Below are 25,724 nucleotides of genomic sequence, written 5' to 3'. Positions count from 1 at the left end.
GAGCGGTCGAAACAGGCGCTTGAGCTTGCGCATTCAGGTCTCCCTCTGGAATCGAGAGACACCCAAAGAATCCAGTTCCAACCGCTTGGCAACACCCTGCCAGCACCATATGCGATTCCCCTACCCTCCAGGGGAGGGTAAGAAAGAGCGCCTCAAATCTTCGCCGCCGCCTTCGGCCAGTATCGGTCGCGCAGGTGCCGCTTCACCAACTTGCCGGTCGGCGTGCGCGGCAGCTCGGCTTCGAAATCGATCGACCGTGGGCACTTGACGGAAGAGAGGCGGCTCTTACAGAACGCGATCAGCTCAGCCTCCAGCGTCTTGTCGGCGCGGCTCATGTCGTGCGGCTGCACCACCGCCTTGACCTCTTCGCCCATCTCCTCGTTCGGCACGCCGAAGACGGCGACGTCGGCGACGTCGGGATGAGTGATGAGCACATCCTCGGTCTCCTGCGGATAGATGTTCACCCCGCCGGAGATGATCATGTAGGACTTGCGGTCGGTGAGATAGAGAAAGCCGTCCTTGTCGAGATAGCCGACATCGCCGAGCGTCGACCAGCCCTTGGCATTGTAGGCCTTCTTCGTCTTCTCGGGGTCGTTGTGATAGGTGAAGGCCGGCGCGTCGGCGAAATAGACGGTGCCGATCTCGCCGACCGGCAGCTCCTCGTCGTTCTCGTCCAAAATCTTGATCTTGCCCACCACGGCGCGGCCGACGCTGCCGCGATGCTCCAGCCATTGCCGCGATGTGCAGACCGTGACGCCGTTGCCTTCCGATCCCGCGTAATACTCGATCAGGATCGGTCCCCACCATTCGATCATCTTCGCCTTGACCTCGATGGGGCAGGGCGCGGCGGCGTGGATCGCACCCTTCAGGGTGGAGACGTCGTACCTGGTGCGCACCTCGTCCGGCAGCTTCAGCATGCGCACGAACATGGTCGGCACCAGCTGCGATTGCGTGACCTTGTATTTCTCGACCAGCCTCAGGAACTCTTCGGCGTCAAAGTGCTCCATGATGATGGAGGTGCCGCCGAGCACGACCGCCATCATGTTGAAGCGCAGGGGCGCCGCGTGATAGAGCGGCGCTGGCGAGAGATACGTGCTCTCGGCGTTCATGCCGCACATGTCGGCGCAGAGCACGCGCAGGAACGCGTTCGGCACGTCGATCCTGTTACCTTCGAAGGCCTTCTTGATTCCCTTCGGACGTCCGGTGGTGCCCGACGAATACAGCATGTCGTAACCGGCGACCTCGTCCGCGATCGGCGTCATCGGCTGCGCGGCGGCTTCCTTGTCGTAGGAGCGGAAGCCCGGCAGCGGCTCGTCCATCATGTAGAAGATCGGTTCGTTAGGAGCGCCTTTGATCAGTCCCTTGATCTGGTCGGCGCATTTCGGCGTGGTGATCACGACCTTGGCGCCGCAATCGGCGATGATGTAGTCGATCTCGTCCTGCTTCAGATAGCGGCTGATCGCGGTGTAATAGAGCCCGCTCCGCTGTGCCGCCCAGCACAGCTCCATGAAGGCGAGGCGGTTCTCCATCAACAGCGCGATGTGGTCGCCGGCCTTCAGCCCGAGCGAGCGGAACAGCTGCGCGCCCTGGTTCGAGAGCTCGTCGAGCTCGCGATAGGTGATCGCCTTGCCGGTGCCGGCCATCTGATAGGCGATCTTGTCGGGCGTGGTGCGGGCGTGGATGGAGGGGTGGGTCATGGCGTTTCCTCAAAACGCGAATGGCGAGTAGCGAATGGCGAATAGGAAGAAGGCCAAACTGCTCTTCACCTACTCACCATTCGCTACTCGCCATTCACTACTCGCTTTATTTTTCTTACAGCCGCTCCACGATCGTCACGTTGGCCATGCCGCCGCCTTCGCACATGGTTTGCAGACCGTAGCGCTTGCCACGCTGGTGCAGGGCATGGATCAGCGTCGTCATCAGCTTGGTGCCGGAACCGCCGAGCGGATGGCCGAGCGCGATGGCGCCGCCGTTGACGTTGAGCCGCTCGGGGTCTGCACCGGTGGTTTTGAGCCAGGCGGTCGGTACCGAAGCGAAGGCCTCGTTGACCTCGAACAGGTCGATGTCGCCGATCTTCATGCCGGCCTTCTCCAGCGCGCGCTTCGTGGCGTGCAGCGGCGCATCCAGCATGATGACGGGATCGCCGCCCATCATGGTCATGTGGTGGATGCGCGCGAGCGGCTTGACGCCGAGCTGCTTCAGGCCCTTCTCATTCACCACCATCACGCCGGAGGCTCCGTCGCAGATCTGGCTGGCGCTGGCTGCGGTGAGCTTGCCGTTCTCGGCGATCAGCTTGACGCCCTTGATACCTTCGATCGTGGCGTCGAAGCGGATGCCTTCGTCGATGTGATGGATGTCCTTGCTGCCGTCGGCGCGGGTGATCTCGAGCGGCACGATCTCCTTCTTGAAATGACCGGCTTGCGTCGCCGCGATCGCGCGCTGATGGCTGCCATATGAGTATTCGTCGAGCTCATCCTTGGAGAGGCCGTACTTCTCGGCCATCATCTCCGCGCCGGTGAACTGGCTGAACACGATGTTCGGATACTTCTTCTCGATGCCCGGGCTCTTGTAATTGCCAAAGCCGTTCTTGGCGGGCAGCTGAGACGACAGGCCCATCGGCACGCGCGTCATCGATTCCACGCCGGCCGCGATCACCACGTCCATCGTGCCGGACATCACGGCCTGCGCGGCGAAGTGCAGCGCCTGCTGCGACGAGCCGCACTGGCGGTCGATCGAGGTGCCCGGCACGCTCTCCGGCAGCTTTGACGCCATCACCGCGTTGCGCGCGACGTTGTTGGACTGCTCGCCGACCTGCATCACGCAGCCCATGATCACGTCCTCGACCTGGGCCGGATCGACCTTGGTCCGATCGACCAGCTCGTCCAGCACCTTCGCGGCGAGATCGGCCGGATGCCAGCCGGCGAGGCGGCCCCCCTTGCGCCCGCCCGCGGTACGCGCAGCGGCGACGATGTAAGCCTCGGCCATTTCGGTCTCTCCCATGTTTGTTCTGAATTGGATTGTCGGGGCGGATTTAAGGGTTGAGATATCGTTTAGTCAATCGATCAATTAACTCTTGTGGTGAGCCGCTGCTTGGGCTTATCTGCGCCCGCTCTTGCCTTGAGAACAGGGATCTCCGTGGCTACCAGCGTACCGAACAGGCTCCCCGGCGGGAAAAATTCCACGGCAGAGAAATTGCTGGTGGCCGCCAGCGAGCTGATGATCGAGCGCTCGTCGATCGAGATCTCGCTCTCCGACATTGCGCAGAAGTCGGGTGCCAACGCCGCGCTGGTCAAATATCACTTCGGCAACAAGGACGGCCTCTTGCTGGCGCTGCTCGCGCGGGATGCCGCGACCGAGATGTCCAATCTCGAATATCTGCTGGCGCAGCCGATCACGTCGACGGCGAAGCTGAAGCTGCATATCGCCGGCATCATCCGCGCCTATCACCGGTTCCCCTACATGAACCGGCTGATCCACTATCTCTTGCACGAGACCAGCGCGAACTCTGCCGACGAAGTCTCGAAATTCTTCGTTGCGCCGCTCTTGGACTTCCACCGCCGCCTGCTGGCCGAAGGCGTCAGCCGCGGCGAATTCCGCCCGACCGATCCGGTGCTGTTCTACACCAGCCTGATCGGTGCCTGCGATCACCTGTTCTTCGGCCGGCACGCGATGTCCCGCGCGACCGGCGTCGGCCCGGTCACCGACGAGGTCTGCCGGCAATACATCAAGCACATGGAAACGCTGATCTGCGGCGGCATCCTCACGCAAGCCGAGGAAGCTGCCGCGGCCGGATAGTCCGGCCAAACGTTCACAAGTCTAGAGAAGAAACGCCCAAGGAAAGGTAGCTCAAGATGCAGTTGAAAGACGTAGCTGTTCTCATCACTGGCGGTGGCTCGGGCCTTGGTGCCGCGACCGCCCGCGCCATGGCGGCCAAGGGCGCCAAGATCGGCGTGATCGACCAGAGCAAGGAAAACGCCGAGAAGGTCGCCACTGAGGTGAAGGGCGTCGCGCTGCATGCCGACGTCACCAGCGAGGAGCAGATCAAGGCTGCGATCGCCAAGGCCGAAGCTGCGCACGGCGTCGCCCGCGTGCTGATGAACTGCGCCGGCATCGGCGGCTCCCAGCGCATCGTCGGCCGCGACGGCGTCTACCCGCTCGAAAAGTTCGCGCGCATCATCAACGTCAATCTGATCGGCACCTTCAACTGCCTCCGGCTGTTTGCCGAGCGCCTCGTCACTATCGAGCCGGTCGGCGAGGAGCGCGGCGTCATCATCAACACCGCCTCGGTTGCCGCTTACGAAGGCCAGATCGGCCAGATCGCCTATTCGGCCTCGAAGGGCGGCGTCGTCGGCCTCACGCTTCCGGCCGCGCGCGATCTCGCCAGCCAGAAGATCCGCGTCAACACCATCGCGCCGGGCCTGTTCTTCACGCCGCTTTTGATGGGCCTCAACGAAGAAGCCCGCAAGAGCTTGGGCGCCCAGGTGCCGCATCCGTCGCGTCTCGGCGATGCCGCCGAATACGGCATGCTGGCGGTGCACATCGTCGAGAATCCGATGCTGAACGGCGAAACCATCCGCCTCGACGGTGCCATCCGCATGGCGCCGAGGTAACTCGCTTACCCTCCCCTGGAGGGACCCCTCCAGGGGAGGGTGGGAGACGGTCTGCGTGTGGCAAGAAAGTGCGAGGCCTCATGTCCCAACCGCTGCTGATCGAACATGACGACGGCGTCGACCGGGTGACGCTCAATCGTCCTGACAGCTTGAACGCGCTCGATCCTGCGCTGATCGATGCGCTCAACGCCTACTTCCAGGGTCTGCAGCGCAATCGCGATACGCGCGTCGTCGTGCTGAAGGGTGCCGGCAAGAACTTTTGTGCAGGCCTCGATCTAAAGGCCGCGATGGCGCGTCGTGCCGGGCAGCTTGAGCCGCCCGGCGTCACGGAGTCGCTGGATTCGCAACGCCGCATCGCCGATATCGTGATGCTGATGCGGCGCTGTCCGCAGCCGATCCTTGCGCTGGTCCAAGGTGCGGCGGCAGGCGGCGGGTTTGCGCTGGCGCTGGCGTCCGACATCCGCATTGCCGCGAAGTCGGCCCGGATGAACTGCGCCTTCATCAAGCTCGGCCTCGGCGGTTGCGACATCGGCACCAGCTATTTTTTGCCGCGTCTGGTCGGCGTGTCCGTGGCATCGGAACTGATCCTGACCGGACGCTTCATCGGCGCCGAGCGTGCGCTCGCCGTCGGGCTGGTGTCGGAGATCGTGGACGAGGACCAGCTCGATGCGGCGGCTGAACCCTATGTCGAGGCGATGGTGTCGGCTTCGCCCGTCGGGCTGCGGCTGTCCAAGGAATGTCTCAACATGAGCGTCGATTCCGGATCGCTGGAAGCTGCGATCGCGATGGAGGATCGCAACCAGGTCCTGTGCAGCCGCTCGGAAGAGTTTTCGGAAGGCATCAGGGCCTTCCTTGAGAAGCGAAAGCCTGTCTATATCAAGCGCTGAACGACGAAGATCCGCAAAGGACAATAATTCCGGGAGACGCAAAATGAGTGGAAGCGCGGCGGCGGTGATGACGAAGCCTGCCTTTCGCAAGGTCCAGTGGCTCAAGCGCGACATCGCCGTCGAGCGCCGCGGCGACGGCACGGTGGTGCTGAAGTCGCGCATTCCGCTGCAGCCTTACGAAAAGCACATCCCCGCCTCGCTGGCGAAATGGGCGAAGGAAGCACCCGAGCGCATTTGGCTGGCACAGCGCGGCGGCCCCAACCGCGAATGGCGCAAGGTGTCTTATGGCGAAGCCAAGCGCACCGTGGACGCGCTGACGCAAGGACTGCTGAACCTCAAGCTCGCGGGACGTCCGGTCGCGATTCTCTCCGGCAATTCGATCGAGCACGCGCTGATGACGCAGGCCGCGATGCAGGCGCGCATCCCGGCAGCGCCGGTGTCGCCGGCCTACTCGCTGATGAGCCACGATCACGTCAAGCTGAAATACCTGTTCGACTTGATCAAGCCGGCCGTGGTGATGGTGCAGGACGGCCCGATCTTCGAGAAGGCACTAAAGGCGCTCGACCTCACCGGCGTCACCGTCATTCACGTCGCGCGGCCCAGTGACGGCATCAAGAGCGTCAGCTTTGCCGAGCTCGCGGCAACGCCTGTAACTGCGGATGTCGAGGCGTCGATCGCAAAAATCACGCCGCAGACTGTCGGCAAGCTGCTGTTCACATCGGGCTCGACCGGCATGCCCAAGGCCGTCATCAACACCCAGGAGATGATGTGTGCCAATGCGGCGATGATGATGCAGGTGCGGCCGCGCGATCCCAGCGGTCCGATCTCGACCATGCTGGACTGGATGCCCTGGAATCACACCATGGGCGGCAACGCGGCGTTTCATCCAATCCTGGTCGACGGCGGCACGCTCTATATCGACGACGGAAGGCCGACGCCGGGCCAGTTCGAGGAGACGCTGCGAAACTTGCGCGAGATCTCGCCGACCTACTACGCCAACGTGCCCGCCGGCTATGCCGCACTTGCGGCGGCGATGGAGAAGGACGACGCGCTGTGCCGCTCCTTTTTCAAGAACCTCTCGATCATGGCCTATGGCGGCGCGCGGCTGCCTGACGATCTCTACGAGCGTATGCAGGCCCTGGCAGTGAAGACCACCGGTGAGCGCATCGTGTTCTACACCGGCTGGGGCTCGACCGAGACTGCGCCGACCTCGACCGGCACTTATTGGGACACCGAGCGCGTCGGTCTGATCGGCCTGCCGTTCCCCGGGGTCGAATTGAAGATGGTGCCGTGCGACTCGAAATACGAATTGCGCCTGCGCGGCGTCAACGTCACGCCCGGCTATTTCGGCCAGCCCGAGCTGACGAAGAAGATGTTCGACGAGGAAGGCTTTTATTGCATAGGGGATGCCGGCATTTTCGTCGACGATTCCGATCCGGTGCAAGGCATCATCTTCGCCGGCCGTGTCGTGGAGGACTTCAAGCTCACCACCGGCACTTTCGTGCATGTCGGCTCGCTCCGCACAGATGCGATCGCGGCCACGACTCCCGTGGTGCATGACGCACTAGTCACGGGGCAGGATCACCCGTTTATCGGCCTCTTGGCCTGGCCGAACCTTCATGCCTGCCGACAGCTCGTGGGCAATACCGATCTCAGCTTCGAGGATGCGGTAAGGCATCCGGAGGTGATCGCCTGTTTCAGACGCGGGCTGGAAGCGCACAACCGGGAGTGCGAGGGCGCCAGCAGCCGCATCATCGCGCGCGCCATGCTGATGGTCGAGCCGCCCTCGATCGACGGCAACGAGCTCACCGACAAGGGCTACATCAACCAGCGCGCCGGCCTCGAACGCCGCGCCGCGCTGGTGGAACGGCTCTATGCCGAGAGGCCGGATGAAGACGTGATCGTGCTGCGATGAGTGCGAGTGAATTCGTCATTCCGGGGCGCCGCGTAGCGGCGAACCCGGAATCTCGAGATGAGTGAGTGACCTCCAGATTCCGGGTTCGCGACTGCGTCGCGCCCCGGAATGACAGCAAGAAAAAGGTAAGCCGCCATGAACTTCGATTTTTCCGACGACCAGAAGCAGCTCCGCGACCAGGCGCGCAAATTCCTCGCGGAAAAATGCTCGCCCAAAGCGGTGCGCGTCGTGCTTGATGGCAAGGCGCCTTACGACAAGGAGCTGTGGAAGGGCCTTGCCGAGATGGGCTTTCTTGGCGTTGCGATCCCGGAAGAATTCGGCGGTGCCGGCGCCGGCCATCTCGAGCTCTGCGTGATCGCGGAGGAGATGGGCCGTGCCAACGCGCCGGTGCCGTTCTCCTCGACCGTCTACCTCGCTGCCGAGGCGCTGTTGATCGCCGGCAGCGACGTGCAGAAGAAGAAATGGCTGCCTGCCATCGCCGCGGGCGAGGCGATCGGCACGCTGGCACTGTTCGAGGGCAAGGGCAATCCGTCGCCGAAGAACATCAAGCTCATGGCTGCGAATGGCACGCTCAATGGTGTCAAGAAGCCGGTCGCCGACGGCGCCATCGCCGATTTTGCGGTCGTTGCCGCGCGCACCGGGTCGAGCGGGCGCGAGAGCGATATCTCGCTGTTCCTGGTCGATCTCAAGGCCGGTGGCGTCGAGGTGAAAAACCTCACCAATCTCGATCCGACCCGCAGCCAGGCCGAAATTACCTTCACGAACTGCAAGGCCGAGCTGCTCGGCGCGGCGGGCGAGGGCTGGAGTATCCTCACTCAGGTGCTCGACCGCGCCGCGGTGCTGTGTGCGTTCGAGCAAGTCGGCGGCGCCGACCGCGCACTTGAGATGGGCCGCGACTACGCGCTCGACCGCATTGCCTTCGGCCGGCAGATCGGCTCGTTCCAGGCCGTGAAGCACATGCTCGCGGACATGTACGTCTCGGCGACGCTGGCGCGCTCCAACAGCTATTACGGCGCCTGGGCGCTCTCGACCAATGCGGCCGAACTGCCGGAAGCCGCCGCCGCCGCGCGCATCAGCGCGACGCAGGCGTTCCAGCACTGCGCCAAGAACAACATCCAGGTTCACGGCGGTATGGGTTTCACCTGGGAGTTCGACTGCCACATGTACTACCGCCGCGCCAATGCGATGGCGCTGGGGCTCGGCAGCCTGTCCTATTGGGAGGATCAGCTGATCGACCGCATGCGAAAGAAGAATGCGGCTTGAGGATGTCGTCATTCCGGGGCGCGGCAAAGCGGCGGAACTATGATGTGCAATTGCACATCTGAGAATCCGGAGATGAGTGAATAACGTCGGGATTCCGGGTTCGCGCTGCGCGCGACCCGGAATGACGGAGAGAAAACACCATGAACTTCGACGACACCCCACAGGAAGCCGAGTTCCGCGCGACCGCGCGCGCCTGGATCAGCGCGAACGCGCCGAAGCAGTACGAGGAAGAGCTGCGCCAATCCTCTCTTGGTCGCACGCAGCTGAAGAACGCGAACATCCTCGAGGTCGCAAAGGCCTGGCAGAAGAAGAAAGCCGACGCCGGCTGGGCCTGCCTGCACTGGCCGAAGGAATATGGTGGCCGCGGCGCCTCGCCAATCGAGCGCGTGATCTGGCAGCAGGAGGAGGGGCCGTTCGGCCAGCTCTCCCGCATGTTCATCATCGGCCACGGCATGTGTGGGCCGACCATGATGGCGTTTGCGCGCGAGGAGCATAAGCGCACCTATCTGCCGCCGCTGGCCTCCGGCGAGAACGTCTGGTGTCAGCTGTTCTCCGAGCCGGCCGGCGGCTCTGACGTCGCGGGTCTGCGCACGCGCGCCGAGAAGGATGGTGACGAGTGGGTCATCAACGGCCAGAAGATCTGGACCTCGGGCGCGCATTATTCGGACTACGGCATCTTGCTCACCCGCACCGATCCGACCGTGCCCAAGCACAAGGGCCTCACCATGTTCTTCCTGGACATGAAGAGCCCGGGCGTCGAGGTCAGGCCGATCAAGCAGGCAAGCGGCGCCTCCGATTTCAACGAGGTCTATTTCACCAATGTGCGCATCCCCGACCACCAGCGCCTCGGCGAGGTCGGTGACGGCTGGAACGTCTCGCTGACCACGCTGATGAACGAGCGCAGCGCGATCGGCGCGGCCGTCTCGACCGGTTTCCCCGAGCTCTTCGAATATTGCTCCAGCCTGATGCTTGACGACGGGCCTGCGATCGAGGATCGCGCGGTGCGCTCGAAGCTCGCGAACTGGGCGGTGAAGGCGAGCGGGCTGAAATACACCAGCATGCGTGCGATCTCGGCGCTGTCGAGGGGCGAGCGGCCGGGGCCGGAAAATTCCATCGGCAAGCTGGTTGCGGGCTCGATGATCCAGGATGTCGCGACCTACGCGCTGGACCTGCAAGGTGCGGCGGGCGTCGTCAGCGGTCCCGAGGACGCCGAAGTCGCGGGCCGCTTCCAAGCCATGCTGCTGCGTGCGCCGGGCACCCGCGTCGAAGGCGGCACCGACGAGATCATGCGCAACATCATCGCCGAGCGGGTGCTGGGCCTGCCCGGTGATATCCGTGTCGACAAGGACGTGCCGTTCAACAAGATCCCGACCAAGGGAAGGAATTAGCCGTCATTCCGGGGCGGCTCGAAGAGCCGAACCCGGAATCTCGATGTGTGTGAGTAACTTCCGGATTCTTCGCGCGTTGCGCGCCCGGAATGACAATAAAAGGGAAGTGCCATGAATTTCGACGATACCCCGCAGGAAGCCGCATTCCGCGAGACCGCGCGCAAATGGATCGACGCCAATGCGCCGAAGGAATTGCAGGCCGAGCTGTCGAAATCCTCGCTCGGCCGCATTCGTCTTGCCAACCACGACATCGTCGATGTCGGCAAGGCCTGGCAGAAGAAGAAGTTCGAGGGCAATTGGGCCTGCCTGCACTGGCCTAGGGAATATGGCGGCCGCGGCGCGACGCCGATCGAAAAGGTGATCTGGCAGCAGGAGGAGGGCGTCTACGGCAAGCTGACGCAGCCGTTCCAGATCGGCGAAGGCATGTGCGGCCCGACCGTGATGGCCTTCGGCAGCGAGGACGCCAAGCGCCGCTATCTGCCGAAGCTCGCATCGGGCGAGGAGATCTGGTGCCAGCTGTTCTCCGAACCGGCGGCCGGTTCGGACGTCGCGGGCCTGCGCACGCGCGCGGAGAAGAAGGGCGACAATTGGGTCGTCAACGGCCAGAAGATCTGGACCTCGGGCGCGCATTACTCCGACTACGGCCTCCTGATCGCGCGCACCGACCCGAACGTGCCCAAGCACAAGGGCCTCACCATGTTCTTCCTGAACATGAAGAGCCCCGGCGTCGAGGTCCGGCCGATCAAGCAGGCCAACGGCATGCAGGAGTTCAACGAGGTTTATTTCACCGACGTCGTGATCCCCGACAGCCAGCGGTTAGGGGCCGTCGGCGACGGCTGGAGCGTGTCGCTGACCACGCTGATGAACGAGCGCATGTCGATCGGCGCGCGGCTTGCGACCGGCGTCCCTGAGATGTTCGAGTTCTGCTCCAATCTTATGCTGGAGGACGGGGTCGCCATCGACGATCGCGCCGTGCGCTCGAAGCTCGCGAGCTGGGCCGCGAAGTCGAGCGGGCTGAAATACACCAGCTACCGCACGATCTCGGCGCTTTCGAAGGGCGAGCGGCCGGGCCCGGAGAACTCGATCGGCAAGCTGGTCTCGGGCATGATGCTCCAGGACATCGCGACCTACGCCATGGACCTGCAGGGCGCGGCGGGCGTGCTCACCGGCAGCGACGAGGAGACGGTACAAGGCCAGTTCCAGCAGATGCTGCTGTCCTCGCCCTCGATGCGCATCGCCGGCGGCACCGACGAGATCCTGCGCAATATCATCGCCGAACGCGTGCTGGGCTTGCCGGGCGACATCCGCGTTGACAAGGACGTGCCGTATAACAAGATCCCGACAAAGGGACGGTGAATATCCTCGGGTCCCGGACGCGGCGCAACGCGCCGCGAGCCGGGACCCAGAATCCCACAATGGGCCCCGGCTCTGCGCCGCATCTGGGGCACGAAAGCGAGACCAGCCATGGATGCTAAAGTGCCCAATACGCGCTACTCCACCGAAGACCGCATCGGCGTGCTCGAAGAGCTCCTCAACGAACGCTACTCCGTCCGCGCGTTTCTTCCCAGAGAGGTCGACCGGGCGACCATCGAGCATGTGCTGACCACCGCGCAGCGCACCGCATCCTGGTGCAACAGCCAGCCATGGCAGGTCATCATCGCCGGCGGCGAGGCCAAGGAACGTTTCCGCAAGGCGATCTACGCCGAGGCCTCAAAGGGCCTCGGCGACGATTACGATTTCACTCCGCCGCGCGAATATGTAGGGGTTTATCTCGATCGCCGCCGCGAGAGCGGCTTCCAGCTCTATAATACGCTTGGAATCGCCCGCGGCGACCGGGCCGCCTACGCCAAGCAGGCGCTGGAGAACTACAATTTCTTCGGCGCGCCGCATGTCGCCATCATCCACACCAACGAGCCACTCGGCATCTACGGCGCGATCGATTGCGGCGCTTATGTCTCCAACTTCATGCTGGCGGCGCAGGCGCTCGGGCTAGGGACGATTCCGCAGGCAGCGCTGGCGCGGCATTCCGGCCTGATCCGTCGCCACTTCAACCTGCCCGAGGACCGCCGGATCGTCTGCGGCATCTCGTTCGGCTATGCCGACCACGCCCACAAGGTCAACGGCTACCGCACCTCGCGCGCGAGCGTGCCTGATACGGTGACGTTCGTTGAGGAGTGATGACGTGCACGAAGGCGGCCGCGCGAACTGCCGCCTTCACGCGTGGGTGTGGCTTCGATGACTGACTGCCGCTATCCGCCGCTGCCGCCGATCACGGCCCGCACGGTCTCGTCGGGTCCGAAATCCTCTGCGCCGTCGACGTAGAGCAGTGCGGCGAGTTTTGAGCGGGCGCGGTTCACGCGGCTCTTGATCGTGCCGACCGCGCAGCCGCAGATCGAGGCCGCGTCCTCATAGGAGAAGCCCGACGCGCCGACCAGGATCAACGCCTCACGCTGGTCCTGCGGAAGCTTGTCCAAAGCCGTGCGAAACTCCTCGAATTCGAGATGCGCGTTCTGCGAAGGCTGTGTCTTCAACGTTTTGGCGTAGTTGCCTTCGGCATCCTCGACCTCGCGCCGTCGCTTGCGATAGTCGGAGCGAAACAGGTTGCGCAGAATCGTGAACAGCCACGCCGGCAGGTTGGAGCCGGGCTGGAACGAGTCGATGTTGGCGAGCGCCCGCAGCAGCGTCTCCTGGACCAGATCGTCGGCCCGGTCCGCGTTGCCGCTGAGCGAGATGGCGAAGGCGCGCAGGCTGGGCACGGCCGCCAAGATGTCGTTACGCAGGGAGTCCGTGAGAGGCATTACTCCCTCCCATTGTTGTTGTCGTTGGATCCGCCCTCATTTTCCACGTGGGGTGTCGCCCCCGGCGCATCAAGCTTCTTGATCAGTTCTGCGAACCGGTCCGGAACCCCCTGTCGCACGACGTCGTCGTACATGGCGCGCAACTGATGCCCAATCCGGGATTGAATCTCCGGAGTGAGGCCTCCCTTGCCGGGGGTCGTGCTTCTGCTGGCTTGAGACTTGAGATCTTTCATGACCTGTTCCACGTTTCCCCGAGTTAAGTGACTGTAAAATCGAGATGTTTTCTCAACCGGGAGCCGTTCCCTGGATAGGCACAATTCCAGCTGTGCGAAAAAGTTCCCAGCCCGACGGAACTTTTCTTGAGCTGACGCGTAATCAGCCCAGCAGGGGGAACCCGGGCCCCCCGCGTGACGCCCTGACCTCAGGATTGGATCTCAAGGTTGGCCCGAAGACGAATGGAGTGGGGATGTCCCGTTCACAGCTTGTCGCTGAACACTTGCCGTTGTTGCGCCGGTACGCGCGCGCCCTGACGGGCAGCCAGGCGTCCGGCGACGCTTATGTCGCAGCCATGTTGGAAGCCATGCTGGGAGATCCGTCGGTGCTCGACGAGAGCCACGGACCGCGGGCGGGCCTGTTCCGGCTGTTCACCCAGATCTGGAATTCGGTTTCGGTGAACGACGATGCCGAGGTGACGACCCTGCCGATGCCGCCCGAGCGGCGGCTGTCGAACATCACGCCGCTGCCGCGGCAGGCCTTCCTGCTGCTGTCGCTGGAGGGATTTTCGGAAGAGGAGGTCGCCTTCATCCTCAGCACCGACGTTGCCGAGACGCGGCGGCTTGCGGATGCCGCAGGGCGCGAGATGGCGGCCGAGATCGCCACCGACGTGCTGATCATCGAGGACGAGACTTTCATTGCAATGGACCTCGAGAGCCTTGTGAAGAATCTCGGTCACAATGTCGTCGGCGTCGCGCGCACCCATGCCGACGCGGTGGCGCTCGCCAAGAACAAGCGACCCGGTCTGATCCTCGCCGACATTCAGCTCGCCGATGGCTCGTCGGGCCTGGACGCGGTCAACGAGCTGCTGCGCACCTTCGAGGTGCCGGTGGTGTTCATCACCGCCTACCCCGAGCGCTTCCTCACCGGCGAGCGTCCCGAGCCGGCGTTCCTGATCTCAAAGCCGTTCCAGCCCGCGATGGTATCGGCGGTCGCGAGCCAGGCGCTGTTCTTCCAGCGCAACTCGCGCAACCGCACGCCGAAGGCGCCGGCGGCTTAAGAAGGCCTGTATCGAACACGGGACGGCGCGTCGCAAGGCGCGCCGTTCTTATTATATGGCGGCTTATATGGCGGCGGAGCGTCGTCCTGCTCTGCCTCAGCAGCCGCGGCAGATGCTGCGAAGCATCGAGTTTAGCTTTGTATCATCCGGTCCAGGGGATTTCGCATTCAGCTTGGGCTGGCCCTCGATCCAGGTTTGAAGCAATTTCTCTCCTTCCGGTGACGGCGCCAGGTTTGGCTGCGTCCCGTCGAAAGCTATGAGGACGGTTATTCTCTGTAAATCGTCCTTCGCCTCGGTGGGCGGTTTCGGGAATGGCGCGGATCGCTCGACCATGGCCAGCGTCGCGGCGTCCAGCGGTGCGAAGCCCGTGCTTTCCACCAAAGCGCTTGAGATCAATTTGCCCGAGCGATCGACCACGAATGTCACGCCGGCATCGGCCCTTTGGCCGATCGCCTGCGGAGGAAATACCCTGTTGCGCCAGACGTGCTCGGTGACCGCTTTGCGCCACGCGGCCATAGCCTCGGACTCTGCGAGGCCGGAAGCCGGCGTGCTCAGCATCACCCCGTTCGTCGGCACCTGGAATTTCCGGCCGTTGAAGACAATCGGCACCGTAAAGGAGAACGTCTCGTCCTTCAGCTCCGAAGGCGGCTCGGGGAACGGTTGGGCGCGGGCGACGATCTCCAGCGCCACATCGTCGAGCAGTCGCGAGCCGGTGCTCGCCGCCAGTGCCCGCGAGACCAATTTGCCCGACCGGTCGATGACGAAGCCAACCTTGGCCTCACCGGTTTGCCCCAGTGCCTGGGCTGGAAATAACCTGCTCTTGGCGATGTGTGCTGACAGCCTCGCCTTCCAGGCCTGGGCATTCTCACTCTGCGTATACGTCTGCGCATCGGAAGGGAAAGCCGCAAGCAATCCGAGAAATGCGGCCAGCAAGGGGGATTTCATCTGCATCGTCGCGGATACTAATCGCCGTCCGGTTGATTGCAAGGCGTGTCGCACGCATCGCGCTCACTCCGTTGTGGGCAGCTGGAACGACCGCGATGCCCTGCCGCTTGACGGCGACCAAATTGCCCCTTTGATACGTCGGGCCGATGACATCCATTGCAGGCTCAAGCCGCCGGGAGAGACACGACCATGGATCAGCAACTCCTCGATCGCCTTGCCATTCGCGACCTCGTCGAGAACTGGGTGGTGTGGCGCGATGCTGGTGATTGGGAGCGGTTTGCCACCGTCTGGCACCAAGAGGGCTGGATGTCCGCCACCTGGTTTCAGGGACCGGCGCGGGATTTCATACGCGTCAGCCAGGAGGGGTTTGCCAAGGGCGTGCGCATCCTGCATTTCCTCGGTGGCACGAGCATCGATCTCGCCGGCGAGCGGGCCATCGCCCAGACCAAGATGACGATCTCGCAGCGCGCTCTGGTGCACGACGTGCTCTGCGACGTCGTCTGCACCGGGCGGTTCTACGATTTCCTGGAGAAGCGGCAGGACCAATCAGGTATTAGCAAATGGGGCATCGTCCGCCGCCAGCCGATCTATGAGAAGGACCGGATTGATCCGGTCGATCCTGCCGCGACGCTTCGCCTCGATCAGCAGGCGCTCGCTGCGCTGCCCGAAGGCTATCGCCACCTCGCCTATGCGCAGGAGCTGATCGGCTACAAGGTCAAGCGTGACATGCCGGGCCTGATCGGGCCTGAGGTCGAGAAGCTCTATGGCGAGGGGCGGGACTGGCTGACGGGGAAGGCCTAATAACTCGCACCAAGTGAGCTCCAGACAAAAGTAAGGCGCGACTGGCATCACCACAGTCGCGCCCTACGTCGCCGGCTTATGGGGCAGGGGGGAATAGCCGGCTGCTGAGACGACTCCCGACTGGCAGAGTCGTTCCACGGCTTGCGAAATATTTTGTCGGCCCTGCGGCATTTTTCGCACACGGTTAAGTGATCGTAACGGCCGAGAACCCCCGATCCTCTGCCGGCGTTGTTCCCGCGATCGCCATGGGGCGAGGGACCGTCAGCCATGTCACAGATTCAAAAGGTATTTTTGAGCGCCATCGCGATCGCCGCCTCGCTTGGCGCCGTGCAATTAGCCTCCGGCCACGATCTGGCTGACCGCTGGCAAGCGGTCGCCGCCAAGGCTGACAAGCCGGGCCACAACGTCAATCGCGCCGCGAAGGCGGACCGGCTCGGGGAGGTCCAGCCGGCAGCAGTTTCCACCCGCACGGTGTCGATGCGGTTGAACGACCTTCCCGATACGTCGGTGCTGCTGCGGGTCCCGGCGGTGATCGAGAGCGGCAACGCCAAGCCGCCCGTGCTGCTCCAGAACCAGAAGAAGCCTCGCACCAAGCCGACGATCGCCTGTGAGCCGATGGTCAGCTCCCTGACCGAGGTCGCAAGGCTGCTCCAGCCCGGCCGTTGCGTGACCTGATCCGCGCCCCCTTGTGATGGTGGCTGCGCCGGGGGGATGCTTCACATCCTCTTGATCCGCCGTTGCCTCGCGCTATATCCGGGTTCCTCCCTTTGTTTTGACCGGGTAAGCGCATGACGACGTCAGATACGGCTGTGCATACGCAGCCTTTCCAGGCCGAAGTTTCCGAACTGCTGCACCTGATGGTGCACTCCGTTTATTCGGAAACCGACATCTTCCTCCGCGAACTCATCTCCAATGCCTCCGATGCCTGCGACAAGCTGCGCTACGAGGCCATCGCAAGTCCCGCCCTGCTGGGTGAAGGCGACACGCTCAAGATCCGCATCATTCCGAACAAGACGGCCAAGACGCTCACGATCGCCGACAATGGCATCGGCATGGAGCGGCAGGAGCTGATCGACCACCTCGGCACCATCGCCCGTTCCGGCACCAAGGCGTTCGTGTCCAAGCTGAAAGAGGCCAAGGACGGGCTCGGCCTGATCGGCCAGTTCGGCGTTGGCTTCTATTCCGCCTTCATGGTCGCCGAGAAGATCGTCGTGATCAGCCGCCGCGCCGGGGAGAGCGACGTCTGGACGTGGACCTCCTCCGGCGGCTCCGGCTTCGAAATCGCCCGTGCCAGCGACGAGGAGGCGGCGCGCGTGACGCGCGGCACCGAGATCGTCCTGCATCTGAAGGACGATGCGAAAAGGTATCTCGAGACCTACGAGATCCAGCGCATCGTCACGGCCTATTCGGACAACATCCTGTTTCCGATCGAGCTCGTGCCGGAAGAAGGTGAGCCGCGCCAGATCAATTCGGCGAGCGCGCTGTGGCAGCGCGCGAAATCCGCGCTGACGGCAGACGATTACAAGAAGGCCTATCAGCAGATCGCCTCCGCCTTCGACGATCCCGCCATGACGCTGCATTACCGCGCGGAAGGGCGCTACTCCTACGCCGTGCTGCTGTTCGCGCCCTCGACCAAGCCGTTCGACCTGTTCGAGCCGAACCGCAAGGGGCGAGTGAAGCTCTACGTCCGGCGTGTCTTCATCACCGATGATGCCGATCTGTTGCCGGGCTACTTGCGCTTCATCCGCGGCGTGGTCGACAGCGAAGATCTCCCGCTCAATATTTCGCGCGAGATGCTCCAGAACAATCCGCAGCTCGCGCAGATCCGCAAAGCGGTGGCGACCCGCGTCGTATCCGAGCTCGAAAGCCTTGCCGAGAAGGATCCGGACAATTTTACCAAGATATGGGACGCCTTCGGCGCGGTATTGAAGGAAGGCATCTACGAGGATTTCGAGCGGCGCGAAAAGCTGCTCGCGCTGTCGCGCTTCACCACCACGTCGGGCGAGAAGCGGTCGCTGAAGCAGGTCGTCGCCGACTTCAAGCCGAACCAGACCGAGATCTATTATCTGGTCGGCGACAGCATCGAGCGGCTGAAATCCAACCCGCGGCTGGAAGCTGCGACCGCGCGCGGCATCGAGGTGCTGCTGCTGTCCGATCCTGTCGATGCCTTCTGGACCTCGATGCCATCGGAGTTCGAAGGCAAGCCGCTGAAGTCGCTGAGCCAGGGCGATCTCAATCTCGACCTGATCCCGCGTATCGACGACAAGGACGAGCCGAGGAAGGACGAGCCCGCCGCGGACGAAGCGGCCACCATCGCGGTCATCAAGGCCTCGCTCGGCGAGCGCGTCAGCGACGTCAAGGCCTCGACGCGGCTTACCAGCTCGGCCTCCTGCCTCGTCGCCGATAGCCAGGGCCCCAGCCGCGAGCTCGAGCGCATCCTGTCGCAGCAGAACCGCGGCATGAAGACCAAGCCGATCCTCGAAATCAATCTGCGCCATCCGCTGGTCACCGCGGTCACCAAGGCGCAAGCTGGCTCGAAGGTCGTCGACGATCTCAGCCTGCTCCTGCTCGAACAGGCGCAGATCCTGGACGGCGAATTGCCGGAAGACCCGGCGGCGTTCGCGGCAAGGCTGAACCGGCTGGTGTTACAGGGGCTCGGCGCGTAGCGCCGCAGCCCCAGCGTACTCACCTTGCCGTCATCTGTCCCTAGGAACAGTCGCCTCCGGCCTGCCGTTATGCCATAGCAGGCCGTCGGCATCAGCCGACACCGTCGATGTCGAGGATGTCTCCATGCGCTTGCCGATTTTGACCCTCATCGCGATTGCCACGCTGTTCGTTGCCGCCGATGCCAGCGCCCAGACCTACGATCCGCGCTACCCGGTATGTATGCACGTCTATACGCCCGGGGGCTTCACCGGTGGCGGTGGTGACTATTTCGACTGTTCCTTCACGTCGCTGCCGCAATGTCGCGCCACGGCATCGGGCCGCGCGGCCAGCTGCGATCTCAATCCTTATTACGCCTTCGATGAACCGCCGCCGCCGCGCCGGCGTCACAAGAAAGTGCATTAGCGATTCCGATGCGGCATAGCAGACTACCTTCCATGCGTTTCTCGTTCGGCCTGATCATGATTGCCGGCGCGCTGCTTCCGGCCGCGCCATCCCAGGCGCAGACCTTTGATCCGCGTTATCCCGTCTGCATGCACGTCTATTCCGGCGCGAACGGCGGTGGTGGGGAGTGGTACGACTGCTCCTTCACCTCGCTGCCGCAGTGTCGCGCCACGGCCGCCGGCCGTTCGGCGATCTGCGATCTCAATCCGTACTATCCGGTCCACGCGCCGCCGCGATCTCGCTTGCGGCGTAGCGGCGAGTGGCCCAACGGGTAATCGGCGCGCCTTGCGAGCAGACCCTCGCAAGGTCAATCCTTCCTGATTCCCGACAGCTCGACCACCTTGCGCCAGCGATCGGTTTCCGTCGCCAGCATGTTGCCGAACTCATGGGCATTGCCGTGCAGCGGGATCGCGCCGAGCTCGGCGACACGGGCCTTGATACCGGAATCAGACAGCGCGGCGTCGATCTCGCGATTGAGCAGATCGACGATCTCGCGCGGCGTGTCGCGCGGGGCGCCGACGCCGTAGAACGATGACGTCTCGTAGCCGGGCAGCGCGTCGGCGATCGACGGCACGTCGGGCAAGATTTCCGAGCGCTCGCGCGTGGTGATGCCGAGGGCGCGCAGCTTGCCGGCGCGCACCAGCTCGAAGGACGAGGAGACATTGTCGAACATGCCCTGGATCTGCCCGCTCATCATATCGGTCAGGCCCGGCGCCGAGCCGCGATAGGGGACGTGGGTGAACTGCACGCCGGCCAGCGACTTGAACAATTCGCCGGAGAGGTGCAGCGAGGTGCCGATGCCCGAGGAGGCGATCGATATCTTGCCGGGATTGGCCTTGGCGTAGGCGATGAAGTCGGCGACGGTCTTCACCGGCAGGTCGTTGTTGACGACCAGCACCAGCGGTATCCGCGCAACGCCGGCGACCGGTGCGATGCCCTTGGCGAAATCATAGGGCAACGCCGGATCGAACGAGGCGTTGATCGCGTTCGCGGTCGAGGTCAGCAGCAGCGTGTAGCCGTCGGGTGCGGAAGAGATGACCGCCTGCGTCCCGATATTGCTGCCGGCGCCGGGCTTGTTCTCGACGACGAAGGTCTGGCCGAGCCGGTCGGACAGCCGCTGGCAGAGCAGCCGAGACAGCAGGTCGGTCGCGCCACCGGGCGCATAGGGCACCACCCATTTCACACTGCGCGCGGGATAGGACGGATTGTCGAGAGCAAAGGCACGCGGCGCGGCGAGCGCGGCTGCGGTGCAGGCGGCGGTTTGAAGGAAATGTCGTCTGGTGATCATCTGTCTTGCCTCAACAAGAAACTGAAGCCACGCGCTCTTCTTCCTTCGCTCCTTGCGGGAGAAGGTGGCGCGAAGCGCCGGATGAGGGTTGTCGCCAATGGCGAGATGGCCCGTGAGGAGAGAGACCCTCACCCGTCGCGCTGCGCGCGCCACTCTCTTCCAGGGGAGAGGGTAAGAGTGCCCGCTCGGCATCGCTGCTATCGCAAGAATTGTGCAGCCGCGCACGCCGATCCGATCGACTTGGTAAAGGATGGCTAGAGTTAATCGCACACTAACGGAGTTTTACCTTGTCCCTTAACACCTGGGCAGGGCGGGCGGGCTAAGTTGCCGGAAACCAGCAGACGGTCCGCAAGAGTGAACAACATGACCACCGGCGTCATCGAGCAGCCGAAAGCGGCGCGCACGTCCTCGGCTTCTAAGATCTGGCTGAAGGCGATCGAGCTGACAGCCCGGATCGAGACGCTGCCAGGCCGGCTGTTCGCCGATGTCGTCGAGGATTGGGCGGTCCGCCAGCCTGATCGCATCGCGCTGGTCACCGATGACGCGGCGCTCGACTATGAAGGCTTGTCGAAGCGCATCAACCGCTATGCGCGCTGGGCGCGCTCTGTCGGCGTGGCCAAGGGCGATACCGTTGCGCTGATCATGGCGAACGGCATCGACTATGTTGCCGCCTGGCTCGGCATCAGCCGGATCGGCGGTGTGGTTGCGCTGATCAACACGAAGCTTGTCGGCCAATCGCTCGCGCATTGCCTCAATCTCGCAAAGCCGGCGCACATCGTCGTCGCGCACGATCTCGTGGTGGTGCTGGAGAGCGCAACGCCGTATATGAGGACGCAGCCCAAGGTTTGGACCCACGGCAATGCTCGTGGTGAACGCGCGATCGATGCCGCGCTTGCTGTCCTCGACGATGGCCCGCTCTCGCCGGAGGAACACGGCAAGGTCAGCATCAACGACCGTGCGCTGCTGATCTACACCTCAGGTACCACCGGTCTGCCGAAAGCGGCCAGCATCAGCCATCGCCGCATCCTCAATTGGGGCTTCTGGTTCGCCGGCCTCACGGGCGCGACGCCGCAGGATCGGCTCTACGATTGTCTGCCGCTATTCCATTCGGTCGGCGGCATCGTCGCGCCATGCAGCATGCTGGCCGCCGGCGGCTCGGTGGTGATTGCGGAAAAATTCTCGGCTTCGAACTTCTGGCCTGACGTCGTACGGCATGACTGCACGCTGTTCCAGTATATCGGCGAGCTCTGCCGCTACCTGCTGAAGGCGGCGCCGTCGGAATACGAGAATCAGCACCGCCTGCGGCTCGTCTGCGGCAACGGCCTGCGCGGCGACATCTGGGAGGATTTCCAGGCGCGCTTTTCCATTCCGCGCGTCCTCGAATTCTACGCGGCGACGGAAGGCAATTTCTCGCTGTTCAACGTCGAGGGACAGCCTGGCGCGATCGGGCGCGTCCCGCCGCTGCTCGCGCACCGCTTCCCGGCCAGTCTCGTCAAGCTCGATCCCGACAGCGGCGCGCCTCTACGCAATGACGAGGGCTTCTGCATCGCCTGCGCTCGCGGCGAGCCCGGCGAGGCCATCGGCCGCATCGGAACCGCGGACGAGGGCGGCGGCCGCTTCGAGGGCTACACTGATGCCGGTGAGACCGAGAAGAAGATTCTGCGCGACGTCTTCGCCAAGGGCGATGCCTGGTTCCGCACTGGCGATCTGATGCGGATCGATGACAAGGGCTTTTTCCATTTCGTCGATCGCATCGGCGACACCTTCCGCTGGAAGGGCGAAAATGTCGCGACCTCGGAAGTCAACGATGCCGTGCGCGACTTCGCCGGCGTGATCGACGCCACCACCTATGGCGTCAGCATTCCCGGAGCGGATGGCCGTGCCGGCATGAGCGCGCTCGTCGTGAACGACGGCTTTGACATTTCCGCACTGCCCGTCCATCTCGCGCAGCGGCTGCCGGCCTATGCCCGTCCCGTCTTCATCCGTATCTCCAGCGAAATCGATGCGACCGAGACCTTCAAGCAGAAGAAGGGCGAGCTCGCGCGGGAGGGATTCGACCCCGGCGCGATAAGCGATCCGCTATTCATGCTCGATCCGAAGTCGGGGGCCTACGTCACGCTCGATTCAGAGGGATTTACGAAGATTATTGAGGGGGTGGTTCGGGTATAGCGCGCGGAAATCCGCAGATAGGTCCAATTTTATCTGAATTGTCCAAGAAGCCATTTACTTGTGTCGGGTAAACAGACGGCCATGGGAGGCGGTCATCAAGAGCCGCCGCAACACGAACGATAACGAAAAGCGAGCCAGCCATGTCGGTAAGGTCTAAGGTCATTGAAGCGATCCAGCAGATCGCCAAGGAGCAGAACGTCACGCTTCCGGAGCTGTCGGACGATCTGTCGCTGCACGAGACGGGCTTCGATTCGCTCGCCTTCGCGATTCTCGTGGCGCGGCTCGAGGACGAGATCGGCGTCGACCCCTTCACCATTTCCGAGGACGCCGCGTTTCCCGCCACGGTGGGCGATTTCGTGCGAGCCTACGCAAATGTCCCCGCGTGAGATCTTTGCGCTCCGCGACCATCTCGGCGCGGAGCTGAAAGGCCGCACGATCTCCGATGCGCACGATGTCGTGTCGCTGACCGACATCCTGTCGCACACGGTCCTGGGCGGCCGGCTGCGCGAGCTGTCGGGCCGTGCCGTGCTGCTCAAGCTGTCAGACCAGCTCCGGTCGGGCCTTGCCATGATCGAGCTCGACGGCATCGCCCGCCGCATGCTGCTGTGCCCGCCGGATCTCAATCCGGCGCATCTCGATGCCTTGATCGCGGATGCCGGGATCGATGCGGTCGTCACCGATGAGCCCGACCGCTGGGCGGACACCTGCGTGCCGCTGGTCGTCGTCGCGCGATTGCCGCTTCAAGTCATCGCGCCGGCCAAGTCCGAGCGCGCGACCGAATGGCTGATGCTCACCTCGGGCACCTCAGGCGTGCCAAAGATCGTCGGCCATACGCTGGAAGCCTTGACCGGGGCGATCGTCGCTGAAGGCCCTGCACGTGGTCAGGCGCCGGTCTGGGCGACGTTTTACGACATTCGCCGCTATGGCGGCCTGCAGATATTCCTCCGCGCCGTTCTTTCCGGCGGCTCGATGGTGCTGTCCGATCCGCATGAATCGCTCGCCGATCACGTCGCGCGGCTGAAGGCGCGCGGCGTCTCGCACATCTCCGGTACGCCCTCGCATTGGCGCAAGCTCTTGATGAGCGGTTCGGCGGCGCAATTCGCCCCGGCTTACGTCCGTCTCTCGGGCGAAATCGCAGACCAGGCGGTGCTGGACGGTTTGAAGGCGGCGTTCCCCAATGCCTCCGTCGGCCATGCCTATGCCTCAACCGAGGCCGGCGTCGGCTTCGCCGTGAATGACGGGCTGGAAGGCTTTCCGGCCGATTATCTCGGCAACCGCAACGGCGTCGAGATGAAGGTCACCGACGCCTCGCTGCGAATCCGCTCGGCGCGCACCGCGCATGCCTATGTTGGCCGCAATGCGGCGGCGCTCACCGATGCCGACGGCTTCGTCGACAGCGGCGACATCGTCGAGCTGCGCGGCGACCGCTATTATTTCGTCGGCCGTCGCGGCGGCATCATCAATATCGGCGGGCTGAAGGTCCACCCCGAGGAGATCGAGGCGGTAATCAACCGCCATCCCGACGTGCGGATGTCGCGGGCCAAATCCCGCCGCAGCCCGATCACCGGCGGCATCGTCGTCGCCGACGTAATCCTCACTGAGGGCACCGATCAGGCACGCGCGAAGGAGATCCGCGACCAGATCCTGGAGCATTGCCGCGCCCAGCTCGCGTCCCACAAGGTGCCGGCGGTGATCCGCTTCGTCGAGGCACTCGACGTCACCCCGGCCGGAAAACTGGCGCGCACCGATGTATAATGTTCTCGTCACCGGTGGCAGCCGCGGCATTGGGCTAGCGATTGCGAGGCGCCTCGTTGGTGCAGGCTTCAACGTGATCGCGGCCGCACGGCGCGAGAGCGACGAGCTCAAGGCGGCCATCGCCGGGTCCGAGGAGCGTCTGCACTTCCGCGCCTGCGATCTTGCCGTGATCGATGCGATCCCGGCCTTTGCAAAGCTGGTGCGCGACGAATTCGGCCCGATCTACGGCCTCGTCAACAATGCCGGCCTCGGCACCGAAGGCCTGCTCGCCACCATGCGCAATTCCGAGATTGCGGCGCTGGTGCAACTCAACGTGCTGTCGCCGATCATCCTCACCAAATATGTCGCGCGGCAGATGATGGCCGATGGCGCCGGCCGCATCGTCAACATCTCCTCGATCATCGCGACCACGGGCTACAACGGGCTCTCGGTCTACGGCGCGACCAAGGCGGCCGCCACCGGCTTCACCCGCTCGCTCGCGCGCGAGGTCGGCAAGCTCGGCATCACCGTGAATGCGATCGCTCCGGGCTTCATCGACACGGAGCTCACCCACAATCTCTCCGACGAGGGCCGCAAGCGCATCGCCGGCCGCAGCGCGCTGCGCCGCCTCCCGGAGACGGACGACGTCGCGCGCATGGTGGAATATCTGCTGGGCGAAGGCGGCCGCAATGTCACCGGGACGGTGTTCACCGTCGACGCGGGGAACACGGCGTAAGCGGAACTCTGCCGTCATGATCGCATTTGATCCGGCAATGACATTCAGCCGGATTTGGTCGTAAGATGCCCCGCAATCGATTGGGTTACGTCAATCGATCTGCCCTAATCGACAGGGAGCAGTCCATGGCCACGCCAAACATGACGGCTTCAAATCAGGGCCACACGGAGCAATCCCGTGCGAACCCCGACGATGTCCACTGCACGCCGATGTCGCATCAGAATTCCGGTGGCCATGGACATGAAATGTACCCACAGCAATTCGTCCGCCTGATCGGCTGCCATGATGCGTCTCTCGACGCCTTGCGCAAGCGTCAAGACGAGAAGCTGCACTAACCCGCTCACGTCCGCCGCTTGGGCAAGTCCTTCGGCAGGTCAATTCGTTCGTGCGAAAATTCCGGCGGTCCTTCGGTAAGGCGGCGGAGGCGGCGCTCGCGTTCGTGCGCCGGCAATGCGGGACGACACGATTCGATCTCGTGCGTTGCGATCTCTTCGATCCTGGTGGCGTCCGATGCGATCGGATGTGCCGACGTGAGGACCGGGGGCGCGATCCTCAGGCCTGGCTCGATCAGCTTGCAGATCGCATCCGAGCGGGTCAGGTGGTGCGCTTCGGTGAGTCCTTGTTGCCGAAATCGGACACCTCGATCATCCCGTGCGAGCCGACCAACGATAGCCGCTCTCCTCCGCCGGCCGTTTGATGCCGATCAATGATCCCGCCGCGGCATTGCAGCGCGGCCGCATCTTGTTGTCCGGGGCCGTTTCGGCCAATGATTGAGACGGGGCGCCCAGCGAACCCGGATCGATCATCCC

General features: G+C 63.7%; 25 protein-coding genes and 1 pseudogene. 19 read left to right on the top strand and 7 right to left on the bottom strand.

Features of this window, described 5'->3' with window-relative positions:
• Positions 1–152: 152 nt before the first annotated feature.
• On the bottom strand, positions 153–1,697 hold the full coding sequence (locus EAV90_RS04255; RefSeq protein ID WP_122400815.1) for an acyl-CoA synthetase: 1,545 nt from the start codon (positions 1,695–1,697) through the stop codon (positions 153–155).
• A 115-nt stretch (positions 1,698–1,812) separates the two neighbouring features.
• A complete protein-coding gene (locus tag EAV90_RS04250; RefSeq protein WP_122406369.1) occupies positions 1,813–2,985 on the bottom strand; it encodes an acetyl-CoA C-acetyltransferase in 1,173 nt (390 codons plus the stop codon).
• A 207-nt stretch (positions 2,986–3,192) separates the two neighbouring features.
• Here EAV90_RS04250 and EAV90_RS04245 point away from each other — a divergent pair, with 207 nt between their 5' ends.
• The 8 genes from EAV90_RS04245 to EAV90_RS04210 all read left to right on the top strand — a co-directional run bounded on the left by EAV90_RS04245 (position 3,193) and on the right by EAV90_RS04210 (position 12,241).
• Positions 3,193–3,795, top strand: a complete 603-nt coding sequence (locus EAV90_RS04245) for a TetR family transcriptional regulator (RefSeq protein ID WP_122400816.1) — start codon at positions 3,193–3,195, stop codon at positions 3,793–3,795.
• 56 nt (positions 3,796–3,851) lie between these two features.
• Entirely contained in the window at positions 3,852–4,610 is a 759-nt protein-coding gene (locus EAV90_RS04240) for an SDR family NAD(P)-dependent oxidoreductase (RefSeq protein ID WP_122400817.1), read from the top strand.
• An 80-nt stretch (positions 4,611–4,690) separates the two neighbouring features.
• Complete coding sequence (locus tag EAV90_RS04235; RefSeq protein ID WP_122400818.1) at positions 4,691–5,497, top strand: enoyl-CoA hydratase/isomerase family protein; 807 nt, start codon at positions 4,691–4,693, stop codon at positions 5,495–5,497.
• Positions 5,498–5,540: 43 nt separating this feature from the next.
• Positions 5,541–7,412 carry an AMP-binding protein gene (locus EAV90_RS04230; RefSeq protein WP_129142666.1) on the top strand — a complete coding sequence of 624 codons (1,872 nt, stop codon included), beginning with the start codon at positions 5,541–5,543 and terminating at the stop codon, positions 7,410–7,412.
• Positions 7,413–7,547: 135 nt separating this feature from the next.
• Positions 7,548–8,675, top strand: coding sequence for an acyl-CoA dehydrogenase family protein (locus tag EAV90_RS04225; RefSeq protein WP_122400820.1), 1,128 nt, complete (start codon positions 7,548–7,550; stop codon positions 8,673–8,675).
• A gap of 140 nt (positions 8,676–8,815) precedes the next feature.
• A complete protein-coding gene (locus EAV90_RS04220; RefSeq protein ID WP_122400821.1) occupies positions 8,816–10,063 on the top strand; it encodes an acyl-CoA dehydrogenase in 1,248 nt (415 codons plus the stop codon).
• 111 nt (positions 10,064–10,174) lie between these two features.
• Entirely contained in the window at positions 10,175–11,419 is a 1,245-nt protein-coding gene (locus tag EAV90_RS04215) for an acyl-CoA dehydrogenase (RefSeq protein WP_122400822.1), read from the top strand.
• A 108-nt stretch (positions 11,420–11,527) separates the two neighbouring features.
• Positions 11,528–12,241, top strand: coding sequence for a nitroreductase (locus EAV90_RS04210; protein WP_122400823.1), 714 nt, complete (start codon positions 11,528–11,530; stop codon positions 12,239–12,241).
• A gap of 71 nt (positions 12,242–12,312) precedes the next feature.
• On the opposite strand, the gene EAV90_RS04205 is transcribed toward EAV90_RS04210, so the two are convergent.
• Positions 12,313–12,861: a sigma-70 family RNA polymerase sigma factor gene (locus EAV90_RS04205; RefSeq protein ID WP_018316216.1), complete on the bottom strand. Its 549-nt coding sequence runs from the start codon at positions 12,859–12,861 to the stop codon at positions 12,313–12,315.
• Positions 12,861–13,094, bottom strand: a complete 234-nt coding sequence (locus EAV90_RS04200) for a NepR family anti-sigma factor (protein ID WP_162500100.1) — start codon at positions 13,092–13,094, stop codon at positions 12,861–12,863. The genes EAV90_RS04205 and EAV90_RS04200 overlap by 1 nt, the downstream gene beginning before the upstream one ends.
• Before the next feature lie 233 nt (positions 13,095–13,327).
• Between EAV90_RS04200 and EAV90_RS04195 the strand changes: the two genes are divergently transcribed.
• Positions 13,328–14,134 (top strand): response regulator, encoded by an 807-nt coding sequence (locus EAV90_RS04195; RefSeq protein ID WP_122400825.1) that lies wholly within the window; start codon positions 13,328–13,330, stop codon positions 14,132–14,134.
• 96 nt (positions 14,135–14,230) lie between these two features.
• Here EAV90_RS04195 and EAV90_RS04190 read toward each other — a convergent pair whose 3' ends face one another.
• A complete protein-coding gene (locus EAV90_RS04190) occupies positions 14,231–15,079 on the bottom strand; it encodes an energy transducer TonB family protein (RefSeq protein ID WP_245509447.1) in 849 nt (282 codons plus the stop codon).
• 189 nt (positions 15,080–15,268) lie between these two features.
• Between EAV90_RS04190 and EAV90_RS04185 the strand changes: the two genes are divergently transcribed.
• The 5 genes from EAV90_RS04185 (at position 15,269) to EAV90_RS04165 (ending at position 19,263) form a co-directional block, all read left to right on the top strand.
• On the top strand, positions 15,269–15,880 hold the full coding sequence (locus EAV90_RS04185) for a nuclear transport factor 2 family protein (RefSeq protein ID WP_122400827.1): 612 nt from the start codon (positions 15,269–15,271) through the stop codon (positions 15,878–15,880).
• Positions 15,881–16,147: 267 nt separating this feature from the next.
• Complete coding sequence (locus EAV90_RS04180) at positions 16,148–16,555, top strand: hypothetical protein (protein ID WP_122400828.1); 408 nt, start codon at positions 16,148–16,150, stop codon at positions 16,553–16,555.
• A 113-nt stretch (positions 16,556–16,668) separates the two neighbouring features.
• The gene (gene htpG / locus EAV90_RS04175; RefSeq protein WP_129142665.1) at positions 16,669–18,546 is read left to right on the top strand and encodes a molecular chaperone HtpG; all 1,878 of its coding nucleotides are present in this window, start codon (positions 16,669–16,671) and stop codon (positions 18,544–18,546) included.
• Between the two features lie 124 nt (positions 18,547–18,670).
• On the top strand, positions 18,671–18,949 hold the full coding sequence (locus tag EAV90_RS04170; protein ID WP_122400830.1) for a DUF3551 domain-containing protein: 279 nt from the start codon (positions 18,671–18,673) through the stop codon (positions 18,947–18,949).
• Positions 18,950–18,981: 32 nt separating this feature from the next.
• Entirely contained in the window at positions 18,982–19,263 is a 282-nt protein-coding gene (locus tag EAV90_RS04165) for a DUF3551 domain-containing protein (protein ID WP_122400831.1), read from the top strand.
• Positions 19,264–19,295: 32 nt separating this feature from the next.
• On the opposite strand, the gene EAV90_RS04160 is transcribed toward EAV90_RS04165, so the two are convergent.
• On the bottom strand, positions 19,296–20,276 hold the full coding sequence (locus tag EAV90_RS04160) for a Bug family tripartite tricarboxylate transporter substrate binding protein (protein WP_129142664.1): 981 nt from the start codon (positions 20,274–20,276) through the stop codon (positions 19,296–19,298).
• Positions 20,277–20,630: 354 nt separating this feature from the next.
• Here EAV90_RS04160 and EAV90_RS04155 point away from each other — a divergent pair, with 354 nt between their 5' ends.
• The 5 genes from EAV90_RS04155 to EAV90_RS04135 all read left to right on the top strand — a co-directional run bounded on the left by EAV90_RS04155 (position 20,631) and on the right by EAV90_RS04135 (position 25,250).
• Entirely contained in the window at positions 20,631–22,445 is a 1,815-nt protein-coding gene (locus tag EAV90_RS04155) for a long-chain-acyl-CoA synthetase (protein ID WP_122400833.1), read from the top strand.
• A 140-nt stretch (positions 22,446–22,585) separates the two neighbouring features.
• Positions 22,586–22,831 (top strand): acyl carrier protein, encoded by a 246-nt coding sequence (locus tag EAV90_RS04150; protein WP_122400834.1) that lies wholly within the window; start codon positions 22,586–22,588, stop codon positions 22,829–22,831.
• Positions 22,818–24,200 (top strand): class I adenylate-forming enzyme family protein, encoded by a 1,383-nt coding sequence (locus EAV90_RS04145; RefSeq protein WP_162500101.1) that lies wholly within the window; start codon positions 22,818–22,820, stop codon positions 24,198–24,200. The genes EAV90_RS04150 and EAV90_RS04145 overlap by 14 nt, the downstream gene beginning before the upstream one ends.
• Positions 24,193–24,915: an SDR family NAD(P)-dependent oxidoreductase gene (locus EAV90_RS04140; RefSeq protein WP_122400835.1), complete on the top strand. Its 723-nt coding sequence runs from the start codon at positions 24,193–24,195 to the stop codon at positions 24,913–24,915. The genes EAV90_RS04145 and EAV90_RS04140 overlap by 8 nt, the downstream gene beginning before the upstream one ends.
• Positions 24,916–25,040: 125 nt before the next feature.
• Positions 25,041–25,250, top strand: a complete 210-nt coding sequence (locus tag EAV90_RS04135; protein ID WP_122406371.1) for a hypothetical protein — start codon at positions 25,041–25,043, stop codon at positions 25,248–25,250.
• A gap of 5 nt (positions 25,251–25,255) precedes the next feature.
• On the opposite strand, the pseudogene EAV90_RS41605 reads toward EAV90_RS04135, so the two are convergent.
• Positions 25,256–25,525: pseudogene (locus EAV90_RS41605) on the bottom strand (hypothetical protein); the annotation flags it as partial.
• Positions 25,526–25,724: the final 199 nt, after the last annotated feature.

The sequence above is a fragment of the Bradyrhizobium vignae genome, assembly GCF_004114425.1.
Classification (GTDB): domain Bacteria; phylum Pseudomonadota; class Alphaproteobacteria; order Rhizobiales; family Xanthobacteraceae; genus Bradyrhizobium; species Bradyrhizobium vignae.
The sequence above is the reverse complement of the archived record's forward strand: the minus strand, read 5'-3'. Positions and strand labels throughout refer to the sequence as shown.

Coding starts and splice junctions, on each gene's coding strand:
- EAV90_RS04230 (WP_129142666.1), top strand. CDS start 5,541: ATGAGTGGAAGCGCGGCGGCGGTGATGACGAAGCCTGCCTTTCGCAAG.
- EAV90_RS04210 (WP_122400823.1), top strand. CDS start 11,528: ATGGATGCTAAAGTGCCCAATACGCGCTACTCCACCGAAGACCGCATC.
- EAV90_RS04135 (WP_122406371.1), top strand. CDS start 25,041: ATGGCCACGCCAAACATGACGGCTTCAAATCAGGGCCACACGGAGCAA.
- EAV90_RS04200 (WP_162500100.1), bottom strand. CDS start 13,094: ATGAAAGATCTCAAGTCTCAAGCCAGCAGAAGCACGACCCCCGGCAAG.
- EAV90_RS04205 (WP_018316216.1), bottom strand. CDS start 12,861: ATGCCTCTCACGGACTCCCTGCGTAACGACATCTTGGCGGCCGTGCCC.
- EAV90_RS04140 (WP_122400835.1), top strand. CDS start 24,193: ATGTATAATGTTCTCGTCACCGGTGGCAGCCGCGGCATTGGGCTAGCG.
- EAV90_RS04160 (WP_129142664.1), bottom strand. CDS start 20,276: ATGATCACCAGACGACATTTCCTTCAAACCGCCGCCTGCACCGCAGCC.
- EAV90_RS04215 (WP_122400822.1), top strand. CDS start 10,175: ATGAATTTCGACGATACCCCGCAGGAAGCCGCATTCCGCGAGACCGCG.
- EAV90_RS04190 (WP_245509447.1), bottom strand. CDS start 15,079: ATGAAATCCCCCTTGCTGGCCGCATTTCTCGGATTGCTTGCGGCTTTC.
- EAV90_RS04150 (WP_122400834.1), top strand. CDS start 22,586: ATGTCGGTAAGGTCTAAGGTCATTGAAGCGATCCAGCAGATCGCCAAG.
- EAV90_RS04255 (WP_122400815.1), bottom strand. CDS start 1,697: ATGACCCACCCCTCCATCCACGCCCGCACCACGCCCGACAAGATCGCC.
- htpG (WP_129142665.1), top strand. CDS start 16,669: ATGACGACGTCAGATACGGCTGTGCATACGCAGCCTTTCCAGGCCGAA.
- EAV90_RS04180 (WP_122400828.1), top strand. CDS start 16,148: ATGTCACAGATTCAAAAGGTATTTTTGAGCGCCATCGCGATCGCCGCC.
- EAV90_RS04165 (WP_122400831.1), top strand. CDS start 18,982: ATGCGTTTCTCGTTCGGCCTGATCATGATTGCCGGCGCGCTGCTTCCG.
- EAV90_RS04220 (WP_122400821.1), top strand. CDS start 8,816: ATGAACTTCGACGACACCCCACAGGAAGCCGAGTTCCGCGCGACCGCG.
- EAV90_RS04235 (WP_122400818.1), top strand. CDS start 4,691: ATGTCCCAACCGCTGCTGATCGAACATGACGACGGCGTCGACCGGGTG.
- EAV90_RS04195 (WP_122400825.1), top strand. CDS start 13,328: ATGTCCCGTTCACAGCTTGTCGCTGAACACTTGCCGTTGTTGCGCCGG.
- EAV90_RS04225 (WP_122400820.1), top strand. CDS start 7,548: ATGAACTTCGATTTTTCCGACGACCAGAAGCAGCTCCGCGACCAGGCG.
- EAV90_RS04185 (WP_122400827.1), top strand. CDS start 15,269: ATGGATCAGCAACTCCTCGATCGCCTTGCCATTCGCGACCTCGTCGAG.
- EAV90_RS04250 (WP_122406369.1), bottom strand. CDS start 2,985: ATGGCCGAGGCTTACATCGTCGCCGCTGCGCGTACCGCGGGCGGGCGC.
- EAV90_RS04240 (WP_122400817.1), top strand. CDS start 3,852: ATGCAGTTGAAAGACGTAGCTGTTCTCATCACTGGCGGTGGCTCGGGC.
- EAV90_RS04170 (WP_122400830.1), top strand. CDS start 18,671: ATGCGCTTGCCGATTTTGACCCTCATCGCGATTGCCACGCTGTTCGTT.
- EAV90_RS04145 (WP_162500101.1), top strand. CDS start 22,818: ATGTCCCCGCGTGAGATCTTTGCGCTCCGCGACCATCTCGGCGCGGAG.